Raw genomic sequence first — 19,957 nt, forward strand, 5'->3', positions numbered from 1 at the left:
TAACTCGTTATACCATGCCCCCAGCTCCTCGCTCCGTGCTTTTGGGTTCGCGATCTTCTAATTGATTCAGGCCAATACGTTGCCAGGTTGGTACATCGGCCATACCAACGTAGCCAATTTCTTCCTGCGCTAACGGATGGCAGTAGTACGTATTCGCGACTTCGGTCAATAGTTCCTCAAAAAAACGGTTGGCGGGAAGTTTTTGCCAGGTTTCACCGGGTGCTTCCTGGTGTTGAATCGCTTTAAGAACTTCGTCCTTTAATTCATCCGAAAGCTGTTGAAACGTCTGTAGAAACAGTAACCGGGCCGCTTCGTCCACGCCCGCCAGACCGAGTTTATAGGCATCGCCGTCAGCAGGCATAACATCATATCGCCAGCCATCCGATTTGTTCAGAATGAGCCGTTCGTCGATCCTGCCAGCGATATCAATACGTTCGGTACGTTCATCCTGTGGGATCAATCGGTCGCAAATGGCCTGTAATAAAGAAAATTCAGAGGCCGTGAAAAACTGCGGTGGCTGCGGTGAAATGGTGAGTCGCTCCGTAAGTGCCAGTCGGGTTGCTTCGGTAACCTGGTCGGTGGCAAGCAGGGCACGGACGGTGCCATCAGGATACTGATCGTGCATGAGCATTATCCTAGTTTTCCGCCTGTTACTTCCACAATGCTGCCGGTAATGAAACTTCCTTCGCTCGAAGCCAGCAGTACGTAGGCCGGAGCTACTTCTTCCGGTTGACCAGGGCGGGCGAGGGCCACTTCATGGCCAAAGTTTTTAACCTCATCTTCGGGCATTGTGCCTGGAATGTTGGGTGTCCAGATAGGGCCTGGTGCAACACAGTTGACCCGAATGTTTCGTTTGCCCAGTTGAATCGCCAATGATTTGGTAAAGGAATGAATGGCCCCTTTTGTGGCGGTGTAATCGACTAGAATGGGGTTGCCAACAATACCGACAATACTGCCCGTGTTGACAATTGCATCGCCCGACTGCAAGTGTGGCAGTGCGGCCTTCACCATGAAGAAATAGCCGAAAATGTTGGTCTCAAATGTTCGCCGGAATTGCTCTTCGGTAATGTCTTCGATTTTTTCCTGCGCCATCTGAAAGGCCGCATTATTGATCAGGATATTCAATTTGCCATACTGAGCGACGGTTTGCCGCACGGCATCCAGACAGGCGGCCGAACTGCGAACATCGGCCTGAATCACCAGACAGGACCGGCCTTTGCTTTCGACCAGGTGTTTGGTGGTCATGGCGTCGCCTGTGTTTTCGTTATACACGATTGCAATATCAGCCCCTTCCATGGCAAAGGCAATTGCCACCGCCCGGCCAATTCCCGAATCGGCCCCCGTAATGATGGCCACTTTGTCGGTGAGTTTACCGGCTGGTTTATAGTTGGATAAATCGCTGTCGGGTGCAGGATTCATGTCCGACTGGCGGGCAGGGTAAGGCAATTGTTGTCCGGGAATCTCTCCAGATTTCGGGCGAAATTCAATAGTTTCCATGAGCTCGTTAAGTAGGTTACAGCAAGCCTGTCAACTTGATTCGCTCACTGCACAACTATCTAACCGGCTGTCAAACGGTTTTGTTGCGGCACAAATATTGTCTCGGTTATCGGCAACAATAGGCCACACATATGGTTACAAAGTTGCTCGCTTGCCTAATTGTACTAGCCATCAAAGCGGGGTTCCAGTCTGTATGCTGTCTGCGCCTGATTCATTGCCCGTTTTTCTAACCCGACGAAATCCTTTTCTTGCCCTGCATCCACCTGATTCCCAGCTATGTGTTTCTGTTGTTATTCCCGCCCGCAACGAGGCCGACAACCTTGAACACACGCTGAACGCCCTGCGCATTCAACGGCAGGCCGATGGATCGCTGATTCCGTGGGCTCAGTATGAGGTGTTAATCCTGCTTAATAATTGTACGGATCGTTCGGTTGCCGTTGCCGAGTCTTATCAACAGCGATATCCTGATTTCCCACTACGTATCGCCACCATTCAACTGGCGCCGGAAAATGCCAATGTAGGCACTGCACGGCGCCTGCTGATGGATGAAGCCTATCGGCGACTTCTGCAAGTTGGCAGGCCGCACGGTATTATTGCGTCTACAGATGCGGATACCATCGTTGATTGTCAATGGATTGAACAAATACGGGCCGAAATCAACCAGGGTTGCGAAGTAGTCGCTGGACGAATTTCAACCCGCCCTGATGGCAATCAGGTCAGGCTTAACCACCTGCGTGACGTAACGTATCGGATGTTGATTGCCCGGCTCGAAGCCTACCTTGACCCCTTACCGTTCGACCCCTGGCCCCGGCACTTTCAGCATTTCGGGGCCAGTCTGGCGCTGACATGTGTTGCTTACAAACGGGTAGGCGGATTACCGAAAGTGCCTCATCTGGAGGATGAAGCTTTGTATACCGCTTTATTACGTACCGATACGCGTATTCGAAAAAGTCCTACTGTTCGGGTGACAACCTCAACCCGGATGCATGGCCGGGTGGCCATTGGTTTTTCGGAGCAGTTACGCTATTGGGAAACGCTCAATCAAACCAATCAATCGCAGTTGGTCGAATCAGCCGGAGCAATTATTCGCCGGATTCAAAACAGACAGCGGCTACGTAGCATCTGGCAAAATCGCGCTACTAAATCGTCTGCTGCTGATGTACAACTCATTGCGACTAACTTATTGATCGACACCGACTGGCTCGAGTGCCAGCTGGAACAAGCAAGCTATTTTGGGCAGCTTTGGCAGGAGGTAGACGCCAAGATAGCAACCGGCGCATGGGCCGTGTATTGGAAACTTGTCCCCATTACAACTGCTATTCGGGAATTACGTGCCTTCCTGAATACAGCAGATACCTCGAATGCCTGACTTTATTTTTTCTTCTGAAATAGGTCCAGTCGATACGTTTCGGCTCGCTGATTGACTACGTGTGTCAGCGTACCATCAGGCTGGGCCAACTCCAGAAAAAAGTCGTGAACATCGTCACCTGTCAAAGGGTAATCATGAACGACCGGCGTCCAGTGGACCAGCAATAAGTGGCCATTGGGCGCTAGATGATCAACAAGTAACTGTCGGACGCGACCTAAATCCGGCTTGGAAAAATAATAACCTACTTCCGACAAAAGAATCAAATCGAACGTATCGTCGGGAAATTCGTCGGGAATAGCCATTTGACGAATCGTTACGTTCGGTTGATTAGCCAACCGCGCGCGCGCTGTCTTTAACGGTAATTCACTGGCGTCGACCGCCAGTATTCGTTGGCAGCGCTCCGTTAACAGCTGGGTCAATACTCCAATCGAGCATCCGATTTCAAAGGCGTTTTCATACTGCGTATTGGGTAAGGCGGCCAGCGTTGCTTCATATTTCTGACGCTCGTAGGAACTAGTCTCAAACGACCAAGGATCGCTGTTCGCTTTGTAAACATCGTCGAAATAGGTCTGATTTAACGTAGTGGGTTGAGTAGGCATAAGCTAGTTTTGTGAGTTGGCTTCCAGAAACAGTTCACGGGGTTTCTCGAAATGGGTGAGCAGTTCAGGGGATAAATAGAAGGCCGTCGGATCGTCATCAATCAGGCGGGTTACCTGCGAACAGTGAGCTGCAATGGCCCGGTTGCGTTGGTCGATGACAGTGTCAATAGCGACTTCCCATACATTCATTTCATCGGGATCGGGCATATCGCGCTGATTTCCCAACTCCCACAACCAGATCAGGTACTCCAGTACTCTGGGTCTGTTGGTGGTCTGCCGCAAGGCTTCCTGCATGATTTGCCAGGAGGCCCGGTGGTCGGGGTGTGGATCTCGTCGCCAGGGCACAAAGATGGTGGACGGCTTTACCTGATCGATTAAGGTCGCGACGGCCGTAGTGGCTTCCAGAAAATCTGGCTGGTCACGCATCGGTACTTGCCGGTCTTTGTAGCGCAGAAACGTACAATCCGCATCATTGATAGCTAAGATGCGCAACGCTTCGCGAGCTTCCGCTTCCCGCAGGTTGCGAAGCCGTTCGGCCGGGTAGGATGCTGAGTTCGGATGTGACATCGTTCCATCGCTCACGAATATGACATGTACCGCGTAGTTTAGCGCGCGCAGTTGAGCAATGGTGCCTCCACAGCCCAAGGATTCATCATCGGGATGTGGGGCAATAATCAGCGCCGGGCCGATTGTCTGTAGATCGTCCAGCCATACCGCACGCTCTTCCAGAATAGCCTGATTAGCGCCAGAGTTCATCGGACAATTGAGCGTTTGTGAGAACGAATTTTCCAATGTCCACCAACGTAGCGTCGGGGGCGGGCTGCCGTAAATAAAGAGTCAAATCGCGGTGGATTCGCTCAAATGGATGCGGTCGGAGTAGACCTCTGGCACCCACGCAACGTTCAGCCAGCGGCATCACGCGCAAACAGATTTCCTCGATGGCTGTCCGGGTCATGTTGGCGAAGGCGACGATCTTTTGCCAATCGACGCCTTCGGCCAGCCAACGATCGGTGTTTTCTCCGGCAGCCCGTAGCCAGTGATTTCCCGATTCGATCAAACAGGCCATTTCGGCGAGTCGTGTCTGCTGAAGAATGTCATCAGTTCGGTTCAGGGTAGCCAGAAACTGGCGGGTCGCTTCATAGATTGCTTCGGCTCCGCCAAGCTGCACAGCCGCAAAGCGAATGGCTCCCCCACTAAAATACGGCTGACGCAGATAGTCGCCGGGCTGGCCCAGTAAATCATTATCTTTCAGATGGATACCTGTGAAATCAAGCTTAAAACTGGCGGAAGCCCGCATGCCTAACGGTTTCCAGAATCGTTCATCCTGGGCTATTGGTTCGACCTGTTCCGTGGGGACGATCGCCATTTGCCAGCCCTGTTTATCCGTTGCCCGTAAGTCGCCCGTGATCAGGGGACGCTGAATCCACTTGCCGCCCGAGCCAAAGGTTTTGGTACCCGTCAGACGATAGGCCGGGTCGCCTGTCGACGTAGTAAATTCATCAATCCGAACTCCATTGTCTGCCTGCGTATTCCAGACGCTGAATAGCCGCTTGTGTTGGATTACGTCCGTATACCAGTTGCTACGTTGCTCGGGTGACGCGTAAAGGTGAATCAGATAAAGCGCATTAATGTGCCCTTCATACACCCGCCCGACGGCCAGATTCGCCGAACCAATACGTTTAAGCAACTGCAAAAGCCGGGCCGTTTGTCCCCGATTGAAATCGAGTTCGTGACCGGGAAGGGTAATAGACAGAAGTCCAGCCTCGGCCAGCCAGTTAAAAGCTTCTTCGGGAAATGCGCCTTCGGTATCCGTTTCAGGAGCGGCCTCCGCAATCTGCTGGATCAAGGGATTTAGCTGACCTGGACTATCGAAAGGAATAGAAACTGGGGTAGGCGACGAGACTGAGTGAATGGCATTCATACCCGTATAAATCGACAGAACCGCTGATTGTTTTATAAACTGTGTGAGCGGATGAAACCCCACCCTGACGGCTCGAATGGCTAACCATTCGGCTCCTATTCACTGCCCGAAAAGATGCTTATAAACGCTGTTTGTGCATAATGAAGGTATTATTTGGCATTTTTCAAAGTACCTGTTTAGATAGATGCGTATCTGCTTTGAACCGCCAGATAATTTATCTATTATTCAGATGGACCGCTGCCTCATATACCCAACAAAGTTGAGTCTACGCAGTTCTTATTGTTGTCTCCGTTTGATTTTCCGTTTTATTACCAGGGGGCGCGTAGGGTATTATGCACTCAGGTTGACTGGTTTATAAGCAGGGATTGGTCCATGAAATTATCTTTTTTATCATCAACGTATGTCTCAGTATCAACCTGACCCCAAGAATTCCCAAGTTTCCAGAGAAGTAACAAGCTCGTTGTTTATCAATCAAACCCCGCCTGTTGGCTCATCGCTCGATGGTGTAACGGATTTGATTTGTTTTTCTCACCTGCGCTGGAACTTTGTCTACCAGCGTCCCCAGCATTTGTTAAGTCGTGCCAGCAAACAGTGGCGGGTCTGGTTTATCGAAGAGCCTATTTATGGCGACAACCAACGGGTAGAAGTACGTACCATCAGCGAGAATATGACGGTAGTCGTACCTCACCTGCGACATGGAACCAATCCTGATGAGGCCCTACGTCAGCAACGGGAAGTTGTTGATCAACTGCTGGCTCAACAGAATATTCAGGACTTCATTGCCTGGTATTATACACCAATGGCACTCAGTTTTAGCAATCATCTTAAGCCCCGAATGACGATCTATGATTGCATGGATGAGTTGTCGGCCTTTCTGGGTGCTCCCGCAAGTTTATTGGATAAAGAAAAGGCCCTGCTCACGCAGGCGGATTTGGTGTTTACCGGCGGCCTGAGCTTGTTTGAAGCCAAGCAGGCAAGGCATCCGAATGTATTTGCTTTCCCTAGCAGTATTGATTATCGCCATTTTGAACCAGCGCGTCACGCCTTGCCCGAACCCGCTGACCTGCAAAATATTCCGGGGCCACGTATTGGTTTCTGTGGAGTGATTGACGAGCGGATGGATCTTACTTTATTACGTAACTTAGCGAATAGTCGACCCGACTGGCAGTTTGTCCTGCTGGGTCCGGTTGTGAAAATCAACCATGCTACGTTGCCTCAGGGGCCTAATATTCATTACCTCGGCATGAAATCTTATAAGGAGTTGCCGGCTTATTTCAGTCATTGGGACGTAGCCATCATGCCATTTGCTATTAACGAGGCCACCCGCTACATCAGTCCTACTAAAACACCCGAATATCTGGCAGCTGGATTGCCTGTTGTGTCAACGCCGATCCAGGATGTAGCTCGTACGTATGGCGGCTGGGCGCCGGTAGCGATTGCCGATTCGCCCCAGTCGTTTGAGCAGGCTATTGAAAAAATGCTTACTCAGTCTGACGATTGGACGGCAGTGGATGAATACCTGCTGGCCAATTCCTGGGATACGACCTGGGAAGAAATGAGCCGACTTATGCAGGCGCAACGTGCGCTGGTTTTCGAATAAACGCCTATAAATGTAGCGTTCCGGATTTTTTACTAACGCGCTCCCCTAATTCAAATACCCAACTGGCTCACTACGTACCGATTAGCTAATCGGCACGTAGTGAGCCAGTTGGGTATTTGAGTTTGATAGGAAGACTCGTCACAAGGAGAATGTACCTTAGTCTGGCCGCTACTTTGAGAACCTTCCAGATAGGTAGAATTTTATACCTATCTGTTTAAATAGCAAATCAGCAACTTTAGGCGTAAATCCAAAAACAAATAACTTACGTATTTTGTAGTTTACTATACAAGCTATTTGTATTTTAGAGATTCCTTGCTTGTGTACTTAACCGTTATGAAAACTCAGGAAACAATTGGCGCTAATTTTAAAAGAGCCAAGATATTAGTTATTGAAGATAACGAAGATCACTGGATACTGATAGAAAACGCCATGTATCATTGTCTGTCGGAAGTGACCACTGTTTGGGCCAAAACACCGGATCAGGCAATGGATTTCTTGAATGACTGGAGCATTCAGGAATGGGAGATGCCTAAATTAATTTTGCTGGACTTATATATGCCTGCCCGGGAGCATGGTTGGTTTTTGCTTAAGCAGATAAAAGCCATGCCTGCTCCCTGTAGTCAAATTCCAATTGTTGTGCTGAGTGCATCCGACCATCCGGCAGATATTGCTGACGCCTATCAGCGTGGTGGCTCGTCCTATATGGTCAAACCCACTACGATTGCAGAGTGGTTAGCGTACTTTCAGGAATTGCGTAATTACTGGTGGGAAACAGTTACGTTACCACCCATGCGATTCTCTGTTTAATCCAGGGTGAATAATTAGCTTAACATCAGGCTGTGTCGTCTGGTAAGGCCGCTACCTGTAACCAGAATTGACAGACGCGCTCGATTGCCTGAGCGAACGGTATATGCCCCTCCGTTAACGAGACTACTGAATTCGCCTGACGCTTATAGCCGTCGATAACCGATTGATTTGAAGGTGATACCAATAGAATAATGGGTATCCGGCATAGGTGCTGACTGTATTTCATGCGTTGCAGTGTATGCAGCCGTTCCTGGGTAGTGGTTCGGGCATCTAACAGTAACAACGTTGGGCATTCCGATTTAGGTAAGTCGGTCAACAGATCAGGTAAATGCACACTGGACTGCTCCGTCTGCAACGTATATTGAGGCCACTTTTTATTGATCGATTGCTTAGCCAGCAATGCATTTGATGTATCATTGGTGATCAGAAGTATCGACAATGTTGCGTTTTTATTCCGAATGTTGCGCTGCTCCAGCAAATCAACTACCGGTTGAGTAGGCATGTCACTAGTAGCAGTTGGAGACAGGTGGCCGTACAAAGCCTGGGCAACCTGAAGCCACCGTCGACGGCTAACGGGGAATACTTCGCCATTGTGTAATTCTATCTGTCCTGCCATCTTCTGACGGGGCGGCTGATGGAGGTTTTTTACGCACAATGGATTGATAAGGGCTGTTTTGTGCACCCGAAGGAAGTTCGGTAACACACCCTCCATGTAGCTTATCGGCTTGGCCAGCAGTTTCTTTTCACCATTTCGAAAATGAAGCCAGCTATAATTATTAGCCCCCAAAAAATAGGCAATCAATTCTGGTCGTTGCAGGGCTGGTTTAATGACGCTCATGAAAATTAAGGTATTCTTTGGAATGGACTTATCGACTGATTTGCTACACGTATTAATACATTATTAGATGCCAGCAAAGCCAAAAAACTTCTCAGGATACAGGGTTTGTAACGGTCTGTCGTATCTAACTGTTTGGCTTCAATCCTTTCTCTATCATTTCTGTAGGGAGGGGTGCCGTTGCCTCACTATTTTGCCATAAATGGGTTGTCATAGGGATGGACGGAATCGTATCGCTTTAACCAAAAAAGCCTGGAATCCGTGCGATCCCAGGCTTTGAACTGACAATGAAATCTTATTTAGCTGGCGCTTATTCGGTAACTTCTTTCTTGCGTGTCTCCACGACTTTTCCATTCTCCACGAGTTTGGTTTTTAATACGTTTTGCTTTGGAATCGCCAGCAGTAGCATAGGCTGGCTTGTAAACGATTGTGGATTCTTCGTTAACGTTGTATCGGCTAAACGAATATACCGCACCGTTAATACCGAATCCTGTACAAAAACTTTGCTGACTGAGAGCCTGGGTGGTTTGTTGGTTGGAGGAAGTGCAATGCCAACGACCATCTCTTTGTTGAAATTCGGGACAGTAGGCTTGCGGCTTGTGGTGGTGGCTGGTTGGAAAAGTTTCTCGAATGTGTCGGCTCGCTCGAATATAAATAAGGTCGGTTTGCTTTTGTTAACCGGGGCTTCGTTACTCAAAAAGTAACCCGTCAGCATGCGGTGAGTAAGCGTAACTTGGGCCAGCGTAAAGAGACTCAGAAAGAGGCAGGTAGCGAAAAAAAGGAGAAAGCGACGTGTACGAAAACGACTTTTACTGAACGTGGGAAACAACATAATCAGACATAAACTACATAGTAACAATACCTCTCTAACGTCTGATTGCTGGATTCGGTGTGTAGCTGGCTGGAAAAAAAGGATTCTAATTTAACTATACAGACTGAGTCATGCTTTCAGTTTACAGCCAGATGAAGCCCAGAAATTGCTTCGGGCGATGATCAAAGGGAGTCAGCTTGAACCGATTTTTACGCGCTACGTATCGGTAATAGCGCGAACCAACCCGAATGGACGTAGTGCGTGAGATCGTTTTGGGCGTAAAGTCATCTTCGAGCGTGTGCAAACTGCCATTTGTCTGATTCGCAATGACATAGTAATCGGGTTGAAAAGCCAGCGCTGTATCGCTGCCCGTTGTGCCACAGAGCACCACATGAACCGGTTTCCTGACAGTGTTGAGCAATGCCATGTCCTTCACGGTGCTGATGTTATCAGCCAGCAGGATCAGATGCCTGGCGTCAGGAAATTCCTGCTGCGCAAACAACAGGGCTGCTACGTCATTTTCGGCATCATCCTTATTTTGAACCGTGTTCCGGGCGGCTTCCAGCAACATTGGTAAGGCAGTTGTTGATTCCCACGATCGGGTAACAAACATGCGGCCAGCCGGTCCGCCGGGGCGAGTCTGTAGCCCCAGACTATCACAGTCGGTAAAGAAAACAATGCCTTTGATGGATGGATGACGGGCGTTCTTTTTGAACCAGGCGAAAAGTTGCGTAGTGTAAGGATACATGCTGCTGGTCAGGTCGCACACAATGACAGCGTCTGGCCAACGGCGCAGATTGCGGGTTAAGATCTGGTATGATGTGGAATCATCCCCAAAATCTCCATCTGTCATTTGGCGGCTAATGGCCGTCTCTTCTTTACTGAACGCTACGGGTTGCGATCGGTGAATCTGCTCCGTCAGCCTGGTGCTCAATGGCTTAATTCTAGTGGTTGATGTGCGTAAAAAAGGGATGTCTGTAATACGTAGTGCAGACCATTGATGCTGCCCGGATGAATGGGCAACGAAGGGCAATTTCGTTTTTCTACCCGCGTGTGACCTACGTATTATTGACTTATTAATTACCAGACTTTCAGTACGAACCGGAGCTGAGTTGACGAGTTGTTTTGGTTTGTCGGTCGGGACAGTAACGGTCGCTGGTTTATCTGTCACAGGATAGAGCACTAGCCAGCGTAGTAAACCCAAAATGAAGAGTGCTAGTATACCTACGGCACCCCTTCGCCACCACCGACGGCGTTTCAACATACGCTGCACACGAGCCCAATCGCTTGGATCGTAGTCAGGTCGATAGGTCGTTAGCGACTGACGTACCCAATCATGGAGTAATTTATCGTCTTGTTCGCTCATGATTCATGGTGGTTTGTGAACGTAGCGCCTGACGTAGCAGCCGATTCGCTTCGGTTAAATGCGCCCGGGATGTACTCTCGGCTAGACCCAACTGCTCCGCGATTTCGCGGTGTGAATACCCTTCCAGTACGTATAGGCTGAATACCATGCGATACGGAGCCGGTAGCTGATGCAGTACCGTTAAAATGTGCTCGGCAGACAGCTGGGCAAAAATAGCTTCGTCGTTCAGGTAAGGTTCTTCAAGGCTGTGTTCCACTAAATCAGCTGGTACATCGAGGGCCCGCTTCCGATTTCGGCGGTAATAATCAATGGCTGTATTGACCATAATTCGCCGTAACCACGGCAGCACCACTTCCTCATTTTTCAGGTCACCCAGCTTTCGAAACGCTTTCAGAAAACCGTCGTTTAGCATTTCACGAGCATCTTCCTGATCACTGGCATAGGCAGCACAAACGGACAGCGCATAGCTATAAAAGCGTTCGTAAAACACCTGCATCGCTGCCTCCCGACCCCGGTGGCAATCCTTGATGATATCGGCTAATGAATAGTCCGCCAAGTAGTTGATCGTGTTGAGTAGGTGTTACTGGCAACCTGCGTATGTATACGTTTCGGTAGTTGTAAAGTCCTGCGAAACCACACCCGGATGTTTAGCCGTGCTTACTACGCTGGTCACGAAACCCTGGCTATTTGTCTGAATAACTGATGTTTGCTCGACAGACGTCTCCATTTTTTTACTGATGCTGTTCCAGTTTGCATTCGTGGAGGTAGCCAGAACGCCAGGCTGCCCAAAATCGGACGAGGGAATCGTTGCGGGAAATCCTTTAAAGGCTGGCAAAGAGGCAATGGCTGGTTTGGCATCGCTCCAGGTCTGACTGGTTGTCCGGATAAGCGTATCACCCACGTAGTCAGTTATTTTTGCCTGACGTTTCTGATTGTCATATTCCCAAACGGTTCGAAAATTGGGCGTTGTGCTGAACATAGTCACGAGGCCATTTTGAATGGTAAGTGGTCGGTATTCAGTACTACCCGATTTTTCAACGTAATCAACCAACTGGTTCTTTTGGTATGTAGAAATTTGTTGTCCTCCAGAAGGGCCGACAGGAATTTCAATTGCTACGGCCGGATCATAATCATACGTAATGGTGGCGATTTTCTTCGTCAAATCGCCTGACCCATCGTACTCATACGACTCGATGGTTGTTGTGTTTACACCGTAGGCACCAATCCGTCTGGTGTTGATGCTGGTCAATCGACTGTTTGTGTAGGCATAATTACTGACCACCGACGACTGTTCGTTTTTGGTTTTACCCGCAAATACGTTCGTTGCTTTTTGTTGCGAATCCATCTTCGTTAAATAGCCTTCTGCATCGTAGGTATAGCTAACCGTTGTCGTTTCGTTTTGCATATCGGTGCTACCCGTAATTTGCTTAGTAAACGTAGTAACCGTCTTCGCCAGATTGCCCTGCGGATCATACACGTAGTCTGTCTGATTGAGGGCGGTTGTGTTTAAGACGGGAGTTTTTGATACCGATACGTATTGTTGAATACGGCAGGTACCCTGGGGTGTCGCATCGTCCGAATTGGAGTTGCACCCCACAGTAAGCCAGCTACTAAACAAAAAAATCAACAGGATGGGCAGAAGCGAGCGACGTGTTTTCATAAGGCCAGACGTTGTTGAGTCTATACAGACATAGACGAACAATGGACCGAAAACGCTGGCAAGATTTTTTATTTAAGCACAGCCTAAAGGGAGAGATTACAGAAGGCACAGAGTTTAAATGATTAAAAATCAAGAAAATGACTCCGTGCTACCCATGACCCCTCCCTTTAGGCTGTGTTGAACCTACTGTTTTTTTGAGGACAAAATGGCTAATTTTTAGCTTCCGATTCCGCTGAATTGCGAAGACTCATGCCTGCTACGTTGAAGCACGAATTGTTATTATCACTCTGGCACTCAAACAGATCGAAGGTTTCGACTCCCTTGTCCAATCGCTCGAAATATAGAATGAACGGTACTTTTTCGTCATTCTTAATCTCTCGACTGTCAGGCGACATTGGGATTCCTTCCGTTTTCAACAGGGCGTAAGTGCGTTTACCATCAGCCGACGCCAGCACCGCTTTAGGATTGAACGAAATACTGCTGGTGCCGTAATAATTGTTGTCACGATCGTTCGGGTCTTTGCCAAAGGTTAGGTACAAGACCGTATAACTGGCTGTCAGGCGAATATCCGTCACCCGTATGTCGGGGTCCTGCGAGTGGCCGAGGCCGCCCTGTGGGTCTGGATAAAGCCGGGGCATGGTCGCTTCCATCGGCTTATTGGCCTGATAATATTCCGCCCCATCGGCTGGAGCGTTCACGTTCGGCAGTCGATTTGACTTACAGGCAGCAACCAACAAAAGGAGGGCGACGAAGGCTTTCATAGAGTTAAATTACTTCCTTTCAGCTAAATAACAAACAACTTACTTCGTCTGTTTTTCTAATTTATCTACCGCGAGCGTCTCCCAGATTTTGTCGTAAACGTCAGTGGCCAACAGCGACTTGCCTACGTTCTGGCTGCTCACGAAAACCGGATGATGTTCCGGTGCCGTGCCAATACGTCCGTGCGAGCCTTTTACCAGCGTAGCATCGAGTGAGATCACGTTCATCAGGTACCGGAAGCCAAGCATTTTGCGGCCAAGTTTATAGCCTGCCTTGAGTTTTATGAGCGGATTGGTCTGGTCCATAAACATCTCGACGGGATCGTAGCCGGGTTTCTGATGGATGGCTACCAGGCGGGCATAGTCCGGCGCGCGAGCGTCGTCGAGCCAATAATAATATGTAAACCAGCTGTCGGCATCAGCCACCACAACCAGATCGCCGGAACGTTCGTGGTCGATGTGGTATTTCTTCTGCTGTTCCTTGTCCAGAACTAATTCAATGCCCGGCGTCTTTTCCAGCAGAGAGCGCACTTTATTAAAAACCGTCGGGTCGTTGATATACACATGCGCAATCTGGTGATCGGGTGTCGCAAAGGCGGGCGAGGCACCGGCATCGAAGACTTCCAGACCCCGTTCTTCCCGGTAACGTATCATGCCCGCTTCGCGCAGAATCCGGTTAATGTGAATTGGTTTGCTGACGTTCGTAATGCCGTATTCGGACAGCACAATGACTTCAGCGTTTTGTTTCTCGTAAAACTGAATCAGGTCGCGGCACACATCATCAATCTCGCGCAGGTCGTTGGCGATTTTCGAAAAATCCTGCCCGGACGCAGGACCGCCAAATTTTTGCAGGCAGTAATCCAGGTGCGACAGGTAAATCAGCGTTAGCGTTGGGTTATGCCATTTGTCCACCAGCATCGATGCGTCGGCAATCCAGCGGCTACTTTTGATGGTCGTAGCGGGCCCCCAGAACTGGAACAACGGGAACGTACCAAGTTCTTGCTGAAGTCGATCACGCAGATCACCGGGATGCGTGTAGCAGTCGGCGATTTTCATCCCGTCAGATGGATATTGCGGGCGGGGCGTCGCCGAGTAATCGGCGGATGAGTACATGTTGTACCACCAGAACATCTTGGAAACGGTGAAGTTTGGATCGATTTTTTTGGCTCGTTCCCAAATCTTTTCGCCGGCAACGAGCTTGTTCGACTGTTTCCAGAACTTCACTTCGGAATCGGTGCGGTCATACCAGCCATTCCCGACGATACCGGTTTCGTTGGGCCACTTCCCCGTTACGTAGGTCGATTGCACCGACGTTGTCAGGGCCGGAAGCATGGGGTCAATGGTAGCCTGATGCTTGCTGGCAAACCACTGTTTCAGAAAAGGCGTGTGTTCGCCAATCAGCGAATAAGACAAGCCCACAACATCGAGTACTACGGTCTTTTTCATGATGATGAATGATGAATAATGAATGATGAACTAAACCAGATCTGGCATTCATCATTCATCGTTCATCATTGATTTAAACACCCATTTCATTTCTCGTTCGATCGAGTCAACTATATCTTTCTTTAAATCGTCGGGTAATACGCCCCACGTATAGGTTTCGACCTCAAGCTGGTTGGTGAAATGCCGGTCGGCCTGTAATTTCAATACCTCACGAATATCGTCTTGTGTGGATTTCAACACGCCATAATCGGCCACGAAAAGGGGTACATGGAAATGCGCCCGCCATTCGGCATGTGTATCGTCCAGAGCCGCTAATGCTTCGGGTAAATCCGGAAAACGTAGCAGATCGCCCTGCGTGGTTCGGGCCACGACCTGGTGCAGATACGTCGGTTCGTTAAACTGTTCGAATGCCTGTTTCACGGCCTCACGCCCTTCAGTATCAGTAGGGAATTCAGCTTTTAAAGCCGCACTGACCTGAATTTTACCGACACGTAGCCCATATTTTTTGAGTTTATCCAGCACGTCGGCCGGGCGTTCGTAGCCTACGGCGAAATGACAGACATCATAGCATAACCGGACGTGTTCGCAGATGGTAGCTTCGGCTTCCTCGTCAGTCAGGCCAAATTGTTCACTTAATTGCTCGATGCCCATCGGCAGCAAATAATCCGTAAACCAGGTAATGAACTCGTCGGCGGTTTCGATAACGCCATCGGGTTCGGGTTCCAGATCGAGGTGCATCAACCGGTCGGTTTGGCGACGTAACTGAATCAACTCAGCCACGACTTCGAGCACATTTTGCGTGGTCTGCGAAAAAATATAATCGCGCGCTGCCGGTTGCTCCCACTCGAACCAATGGCGATAGGAGAGGGGCGAGGTCGAAACACCACCCTGAATGGCATTGCCCAAATCATCGACCGGCAATAAGACCGACAGGATTCGGAACAGGCGTTTGGTGTATTCGACCCGCGCTTCGGTCGTCCAGTCGGGCGCATGTACCTGATCTTTTACGACCGTATCATGAAAACCACCGAACGGAAACCCGTTCATTGTGAAGACGTAACAGTCGTTTTGAGCCAGCCAGTGCTGAAAAGCGACCAGGTTTTCGGGCGTTTCCAGTTCTTCACTTGCTACGTTGGAAAGCCGCAGGCCAATGCCAAAGGACGTACTGGAGTCGGGTGCATCGGGCGATAACCGTCTCTTTAGTTCAGGAACCGCCTGCTGCAAAGCGGCAAAGTGATCGGCCCACGTTTCGCCCGCATGAATATTTGTGCAATAGCCAAGATGCCCTAGAGAAGTTTTCATAGAATTTTATTGAACACAGAGCCACGGAGAACATAAAGAAATTGATAAAAACTCTGTGTTCTCCGTGGCTCTGTGTTCAATAATAAAATCTTTGATTAATAAAGAACTAAACTGTGGTGGACAATTCATGTTCACGTAACGTAGCAATTGCCTGTCGAACAAGGGTAGCATCCATTTCGTGCACTTCTACGCCCAGACCAATATCTTTTAACAGCATGATGGTCAATTGGCCACCCAGATGCTCACGGAATTCGGAAAGTCCCTTCAGCACACCCGCACTGTTGTCGGCGTCGAGCATGGGTTGATACAAGGAGAAGCCGAGCGTACGTAGCGTCGTCAGGATACGGTTGGTGTCGGCGTCGGTAAGCCAGCCAAGTTGCTGGGAATAAATACTATCCAGCGCGATACCAATCGCTACAGCTTCGCCATGACGAAGCTCGAAGTTGGTCAACTGTTCGAGCTTGTGTGCACTCCAGTGACCAAAGTCCAGCGGTCGAGAGGAGCCCATCTCGAATGGATCTCCGCCCGAAATATGCTGCAAATGCATCTGGGCGCAACGGTGGATGAGATACTGCATGGCGTCCATATCGCGGGCGGCCAGCGCATGCGCATTGGTTTCGACCCACTCGAAAAATGCTTTGTCCTTGATAAGGGCCACTTTAATGGCTTCGGAGATGCCCGCCCGCCAGTCACGATCATCGAGCGTCGTCAGGAACGTACTGTCGTTAAACACCGCAATGGGCGGAACAAACGTACCGAGGAAATTCTTTTTGCCTTTGTAGTTGACCCCATTCTTGACCCCAACGCCCGAATCATTCTGTGATAGCACCGTCGTCGGAATACGAATATGCCGGATGCCCCGGTGTGAAATGGCAGCCGCGTAGCCTACCATATCCAGCACCGATCCACCACCAATGGCCGCTACGTAGGAATGTCGATCAATACCATAGGTATCCACCGCGTCCACGATTTTCTCGACAAACACGGGATTGTTTTTGGCAATTTCGCCACCCGGAATGATCAGAAAATCTGAAGCAAGATCAACAACGTCAGCGTGTTGTGTAAAGTATGCCTTAATCTCAGCTACTAAACCAGGATGCGTCTCAACAACACCCGAGTCAATGACAAACAGGAGTTTTTTTTGCGTTGCCGAAGTGGCTTGTTGATGAAAGAAATCGGCAAAGAGTGAATTGGTTGTATCGAAAAGTTTCTCGGTAAAAAAGACGTTGTACACGAATTGAACCGTGAAAGACTGCTGCAAATGGCTCATCTCATTATCATGTAAAAACTCAAAATTACCCAAAAAACACCAGTAGTGGCCAAAAAAGTCCGCTGGATCAAACTCATTTGCCAACACACCGTATTGAAGAATTGCGCAACCTGTTTTTCGACGTATTGGCGTGGCCCTGGCGGGGCAGGTGATTCAGGTTTACTAATCTGGTTATCTTTGCCAACTCATACGTTTTTACCCATTTTTATGTCTCGCATTGCACTCATCACTGGCGCTACGTCTGGCATTGGCCGCGCCACCGCCGAAGCCTTCGCCGATCTCGAATACCAGTTAATCCTTTGTGGCCGTCGGCAGGAACGGCTGGACGAATTACAGGAACAACTAAGTCAGAAGACCGCCGTCACGACGCTCAACTTCGACGTGCGCGACTGGAGCGAGGTTAACGACGCCATCAGCACCTTATCTGAAGAGTGGCAAGCTATTGATATACTGCTCAATAATGCCGGAAGTGCCCGCGGTATGTCGCCGATTCAGGAGGGTAGCGTTGACGACTGGGATCAGATGATCGACGGCAACGTGCAGGGCGTTCTCTACGTATCGAAGGCCGTTATGCCCGGCATGGTTGCCCGCAAACGCGGCCACATTATTAATTTAAGTTCGGTGGCGGGGAAACAAACCTACGCAAATGGGGCCGTTTATTGCGCCAGTAAAGCGGCTGTTGAAGCGCTCAGCGCCGGTATGCGGCTGGACCTGACCCAACACGGCATCAAAGTGACGAACATTGCGCCCGGCGCCGTGGAAACCGAATTTTCGGTAGTACGTTTCAGTGGCGATACCGAGCGGGCGGCCAAAGTGTACGAAGGATTTGAACCGCTTACAGCGGAAGACATTGCCGATACGATTGTGTATGCCGTTACGGCCCCTGCTCACGTCACCATCGCCGATATGACGATTCTGGCTTCCGCACAGGCTGCCGCTACGACGATTTATCGGAAGTGAGTAAGAGTTGGTCAGTAGACGTCTTTGGCCTTCAGTATGAGCAGCATAGGCGCTCATTTAAACGTCATTTTTATGAGAAGACATTGGTGGAAAGCACTAACCGTTATTATACTGGCGTATGTTTTCGTAGCCGGTCTAATGCGGCCCGTTCCCAAATTGCCTATTTTACATGAGGCCATACGGAACACTTTTTTCCATCCGCCCTTATGGATTGCCATGATGGTGATGTTACTTCTATCAACCATATTCTCAATCCGTTACCTCAGAAAAGGCAATAACGATGATGACGTAATCGCTTATGAATTTGTGTGTACGGCCATTCTATTTGGTGTTTTAGGCTGTATAACCGGCTCGGTATGGGCCTATTTTGCCTGGGGAGATTTGTGGCCCAATGATCCAAAAACGAACGGCGTCGCCGTGGGTATGCTGCTGTACCTGGCTTATTTTGTGCTACGTGGCTCCTTCGACGACGACATGCGACGCGCCCGGATTTCGGCCGTTTATAACATATTTGCCTTCGCCGTATTTATTCCCCTGATCCTTATTCTGCCCCGCCTAACCGATTCGCTGCATCCTGGAAATGGCGGAAATCCGGGCTTTAATCAATACGATTCAGATGCGTCGATCAAGTCGATTATCCGACCAGCTTTTGTTGGTTTTACGCTGTTGGGGCTTTGGATTACGCAGTTGCGGGTTCGGTTACGTCGGGTCGAAATTCATTTTGACGAATTGGAAGAGACTACAAAACCAGTGCTTGATAAGGAAACTAACTAAACCCATTTGCTGATGGATAGTCTTATGGAAGCCTTACGAAGTGACGGTAAGTTATGGGTCGTCATTGTCGTTATTATGATTGTTCTGCTGGGCTGGCTCTATTATCTACTGAAAATAGGGGGCAGAATTAATAAAGTGAGAAAGAAGAATGGCTTGTAATCCATTGTTCCATGCCAAACAAACGAATTGAACTTGCCATTCCTGCGCCTTGTCAGCAGCGTTAGCAGGACATGAAACCAAAAGAGTCAGGCCGTTTCTGCGATAGCTGCCAGAAAACGGTAGTGGACTTCACGACTATGACCGATCAGCAGATTGGCGCTTATTTTTCTAATCAGCCAAAAAATGTATGCGGTCGGTTTACGGCTGGTCAATTAAACCGGGACGTAGTACTTGCACAAAATGCCTCGAACAGTGTTTTGAAACAGCGATGGCTTGGGCTTATGACAGCCGGACTACTAAGCTGGAGTTCAACGCAAGGACAATCCACCCAATTGTCGGAACAAAGTGTGCTGATAGGCAAACGTATTACGCCTGAATTATCAGCTAAAAGTGAGCATATTGACCAACACGAAACGACAGTAGCAAAAGATTCAACGTGGGTAATTGAGGGTAAGGTAATTGCCGAGACAGATAAAGCACCGTTACCCGGCGTTTATATCATTGTGAAGAGTACACAACAAGGTACGACAACTGATGCAAACGGAACATCTAAACTGACGCTGCCACTGCAGGATGACCAATTTATTTTGAGGGTTATGGGTATTGGTTTTGTATCGCAGGAAATAGAAATTAATCCAGCCCGAAAGTTACCGTTAGCTATTTCGCTTGCTGAAGATTCTGTAGCGCTGGGTCAGGTAGTGGTAACAGGTACGGTATGCGCTCGAAAACCCACCTTCTTCAAAAGACTAAAGAATCGACTTCGGGCTAGCCGTTAGGTAGTTCGAACGTCTCTGATAAATAACCTCTTTTTTTGTTTCGTTAA

21 protein-coding genes are annotated in these 19,957 nt (G+C 49.2%); 7 read left to right on the forward strand and 14 right to left on the reverse strand.

The window, feature by feature from the left end; genetic code table 11:
* Positions 1 to 7 precede the first annotated feature (7 nt).
* On the reverse strand, positions 8 to 625 hold the full coding sequence (locus BM202_RS23675) for a gluconate 2-dehydrogenase subunit 3 family protein (protein ID WP_093830931.1): 618 nt from the start codon (positions 623 to 625) through the stop codon (positions 8 to 10).
* Between the two features lie 5 nt (positions 626 to 630).
* A complete protein-coding gene (locus BM202_RS23680) occupies positions 631 to 1,497 on the reverse strand; it encodes an SDR family oxidoreductase (protein ID WP_093830795.1) in 867 nt (288 codons plus the stop codon).
* A gap of 193 nt (positions 1,498 to 1,690) precedes the next feature.
* Between BM202_RS23680 and BM202_RS23685 the strand changes: the two genes are divergently transcribed.
* A complete protein-coding gene (locus BM202_RS23685; protein ID WP_093830797.1) occupies positions 1,691 to 2,866 on the forward strand; it encodes a glycosyltransferase family 2 protein in 1,176 nt (391 codons plus the stop codon).
* A 2-nt stretch (positions 2,867 to 2,868) separates the two neighbouring features.
* Here BM202_RS23685 and BM202_RS23690 read toward each other — a convergent pair whose 3' ends face one another.
* Genes BM202_RS23690 through BM202_RS23700 form a run of 3 tightly spaced genes read right to left on the reverse strand, consistent with a single transcriptional unit; the run spans position 2,869 to position 5,386 of the window.
* On the reverse strand, positions 2,869 to 3,465 hold the full coding sequence (locus BM202_RS23690; protein ID WP_093830799.1) for a class I SAM-dependent DNA methyltransferase: 597 nt from the start codon (positions 3,463 to 3,465) through the stop codon (positions 2,869 to 2,871).
* 3 nt (positions 3,466 to 3,468) lie between these two features.
* A complete protein-coding gene (locus BM202_RS23695; RefSeq protein ID WP_093830801.1) occupies positions 3,469 to 4,221 on the reverse strand; it encodes a PIG-L deacetylase family protein in 753 nt (250 codons plus the stop codon).
* Positions 4,205 to 5,386 (reverse strand): acyl-CoA dehydrogenase family protein, encoded by a 1,182-nt coding sequence (locus BM202_RS23700; RefSeq protein WP_093830933.1) that lies wholly within the window; start codon positions 5,384 to 5,386, stop codon positions 4,205 to 4,207. The genes BM202_RS23695 and BM202_RS23700 overlap by 17 nt, the downstream gene beginning before the upstream one ends.
* Before the next feature lie 400 nt (positions 5,387 to 5,786).
* Here BM202_RS23700 and BM202_RS23705 point away from each other — a divergent pair, with 400 nt between their 5' ends.
* Entirely contained in the window at positions 5,787 to 6,986 is a 1,200-nt protein-coding gene (locus BM202_RS23705) for a glycosyltransferase family 1 protein (protein WP_093830803.1), read from the forward strand.
* Positions 6,987 to 7,319: 333 nt separating this feature from the next.
* A complete protein-coding gene (locus BM202_RS23710; protein WP_093830805.1) occupies positions 7,320 to 7,793 on the forward strand; it encodes a response regulator in 474 nt (157 codons plus the stop codon).
* 25 nt (positions 7,794 to 7,818) lie between these two features.
* On the opposite strand, the gene BM202_RS23715 is transcribed toward BM202_RS23710, so the two are convergent.
* The 9 genes from BM202_RS23715 to BM202_RS23755 all read right to left on the reverse strand — a co-directional run bounded on the left by BM202_RS23715 (position 7,819) and on the right by BM202_RS23755 (position 17,241).
* Positions 7,819 to 8,631 (reverse strand): LytTR family transcriptional regulator DNA-binding domain-containing protein, encoded by an 813-nt coding sequence (locus BM202_RS23715; RefSeq protein WP_093830807.1) that lies wholly within the window; start codon positions 8,629 to 8,631, stop codon positions 7,819 to 7,821.
* A 307-nt stretch (positions 8,632 to 8,938) separates the two neighbouring features.
* Positions 8,939 to 9,343 (reverse strand): hypothetical protein, encoded by a 405-nt coding sequence (locus BM202_RS23720; protein WP_245776755.1) that lies wholly within the window; start codon positions 9,341 to 9,343, stop codon positions 8,939 to 8,941.
* A 238-nt stretch (positions 9,344 to 9,581) separates the two neighbouring features.
* A complete protein-coding gene (locus BM202_RS36725) occupies positions 9,582 to 10,805 on the reverse strand; it encodes a hypothetical protein (protein ID WP_143100737.1) in 1,224 nt (407 codons plus the stop codon).
* Positions 10,786 to 11,361: an RNA polymerase sigma factor gene (locus BM202_RS23730; RefSeq protein ID WP_093830813.1), complete on the reverse strand. Its 576-nt coding sequence runs from the start codon at positions 11,359 to 11,361 to the stop codon at positions 10,786 to 10,788. The genes BM202_RS36725 and BM202_RS23730 overlap by 20 nt, the downstream gene beginning before the upstream one ends.
* A 24-nt stretch (positions 11,362 to 11,385) precedes the next feature.
* Positions 11,386 to 12,465, reverse strand: a complete 1,080-nt coding sequence (locus BM202_RS23735) for a hypothetical protein (protein ID WP_093830815.1) — start codon at positions 12,463 to 12,465, stop codon at positions 11,386 to 11,388.
* A gap of 209 nt (positions 12,466 to 12,674) precedes the next feature.
* Positions 12,675 to 13,226, reverse strand: coding sequence for a hypothetical protein (locus BM202_RS23740; protein WP_093830817.1), 552 nt, complete (start codon positions 13,224 to 13,226; stop codon positions 12,675 to 12,677).
* A gap of 39 nt (positions 13,227 to 13,265) precedes the next feature.
* A complete protein-coding gene (locus BM202_RS23745) occupies positions 13,266 to 14,669 on the reverse strand; it encodes an alkaline phosphatase family protein (RefSeq protein WP_093830819.1) in 1,404 nt (467 codons plus the stop codon).
* 51 nt (positions 14,670 to 14,720) lie between these two features.
* Positions 14,721 to 15,971: a metabolite traffic protein EboE gene (eboE, locus tag BM202_RS23750; protein WP_093830821.1), complete on the reverse strand. Its 1,251-nt coding sequence runs from the start codon at positions 15,969 to 15,971 to the stop codon at positions 14,721 to 14,723.
* A gap of 106 nt (positions 15,972 to 16,077) precedes the next feature.
* A complete protein-coding gene (locus tag BM202_RS23755; protein ID WP_093830935.1) occupies positions 16,078 to 17,241 on the reverse strand; it encodes a 3-dehydroquinate synthase in 1,164 nt (387 codons plus the stop codon).
* Positions 17,242 to 17,448: 207 nt separating this feature from the next.
* Between BM202_RS23755 and BM202_RS23760 the strand changes: the two genes are divergently transcribed.
* From BM202_RS23760 to BM202_RS23770, 4 genes are all read left to right on the forward strand, one after another.
* Positions 17,449 to 18,201: an SDR family NAD(P)-dependent oxidoreductase gene (locus BM202_RS23760; protein ID WP_093830823.1), complete on the forward strand. Its 753-nt coding sequence runs from the start codon at positions 17,449 to 17,451 to the stop codon at positions 18,199 to 18,201.
* A gap of 72 nt (positions 18,202 to 18,273) precedes the next feature.
* Positions 18,274 to 18,975, forward strand: a complete 702-nt coding sequence (ccsA, locus tag BM202_RS23765; RefSeq protein WP_093830825.1) for a cytochrome c biogenesis protein CcsA — start codon at positions 18,274 to 18,276, stop codon at positions 18,973 to 18,975.
* A 12-nt stretch (positions 18,976 to 18,987) separates the two neighbouring features.
* The gene (locus tag BM202_RS37345) at positions 18,988 to 19,134 is read left to right on the forward strand and encodes a CcmD family protein (RefSeq protein ID WP_177236664.1); all 147 of its coding nucleotides are present in this window, start codon (positions 18,988 to 18,990) and stop codon (positions 19,132 to 19,134) included.
* 71 nt (positions 19,135 to 19,205) lie between these two features.
* Positions 19,206 to 19,910 carry a carboxypeptidase-like regulatory domain-containing protein gene (locus BM202_RS23770; RefSeq protein ID WP_093830827.1) on the forward strand — a complete coding sequence of 235 codons (705 nt, stop codon included), beginning with the start codon at positions 19,206 to 19,208 and terminating at the stop codon, positions 19,908 to 19,910.
* The last annotated feature ends 47 nt before the right edge of the window (positions 19,911 to 19,957 follow it).

The organism is Spirosoma endophyticum, from assembly GCF_900112365.1.
GTDB classification, from domain to species: Bacteria; Bacteroidota; Bacteroidia; order Cytophagales; family Spirosomataceae; genus Spirosoma; species Spirosoma endophyticum.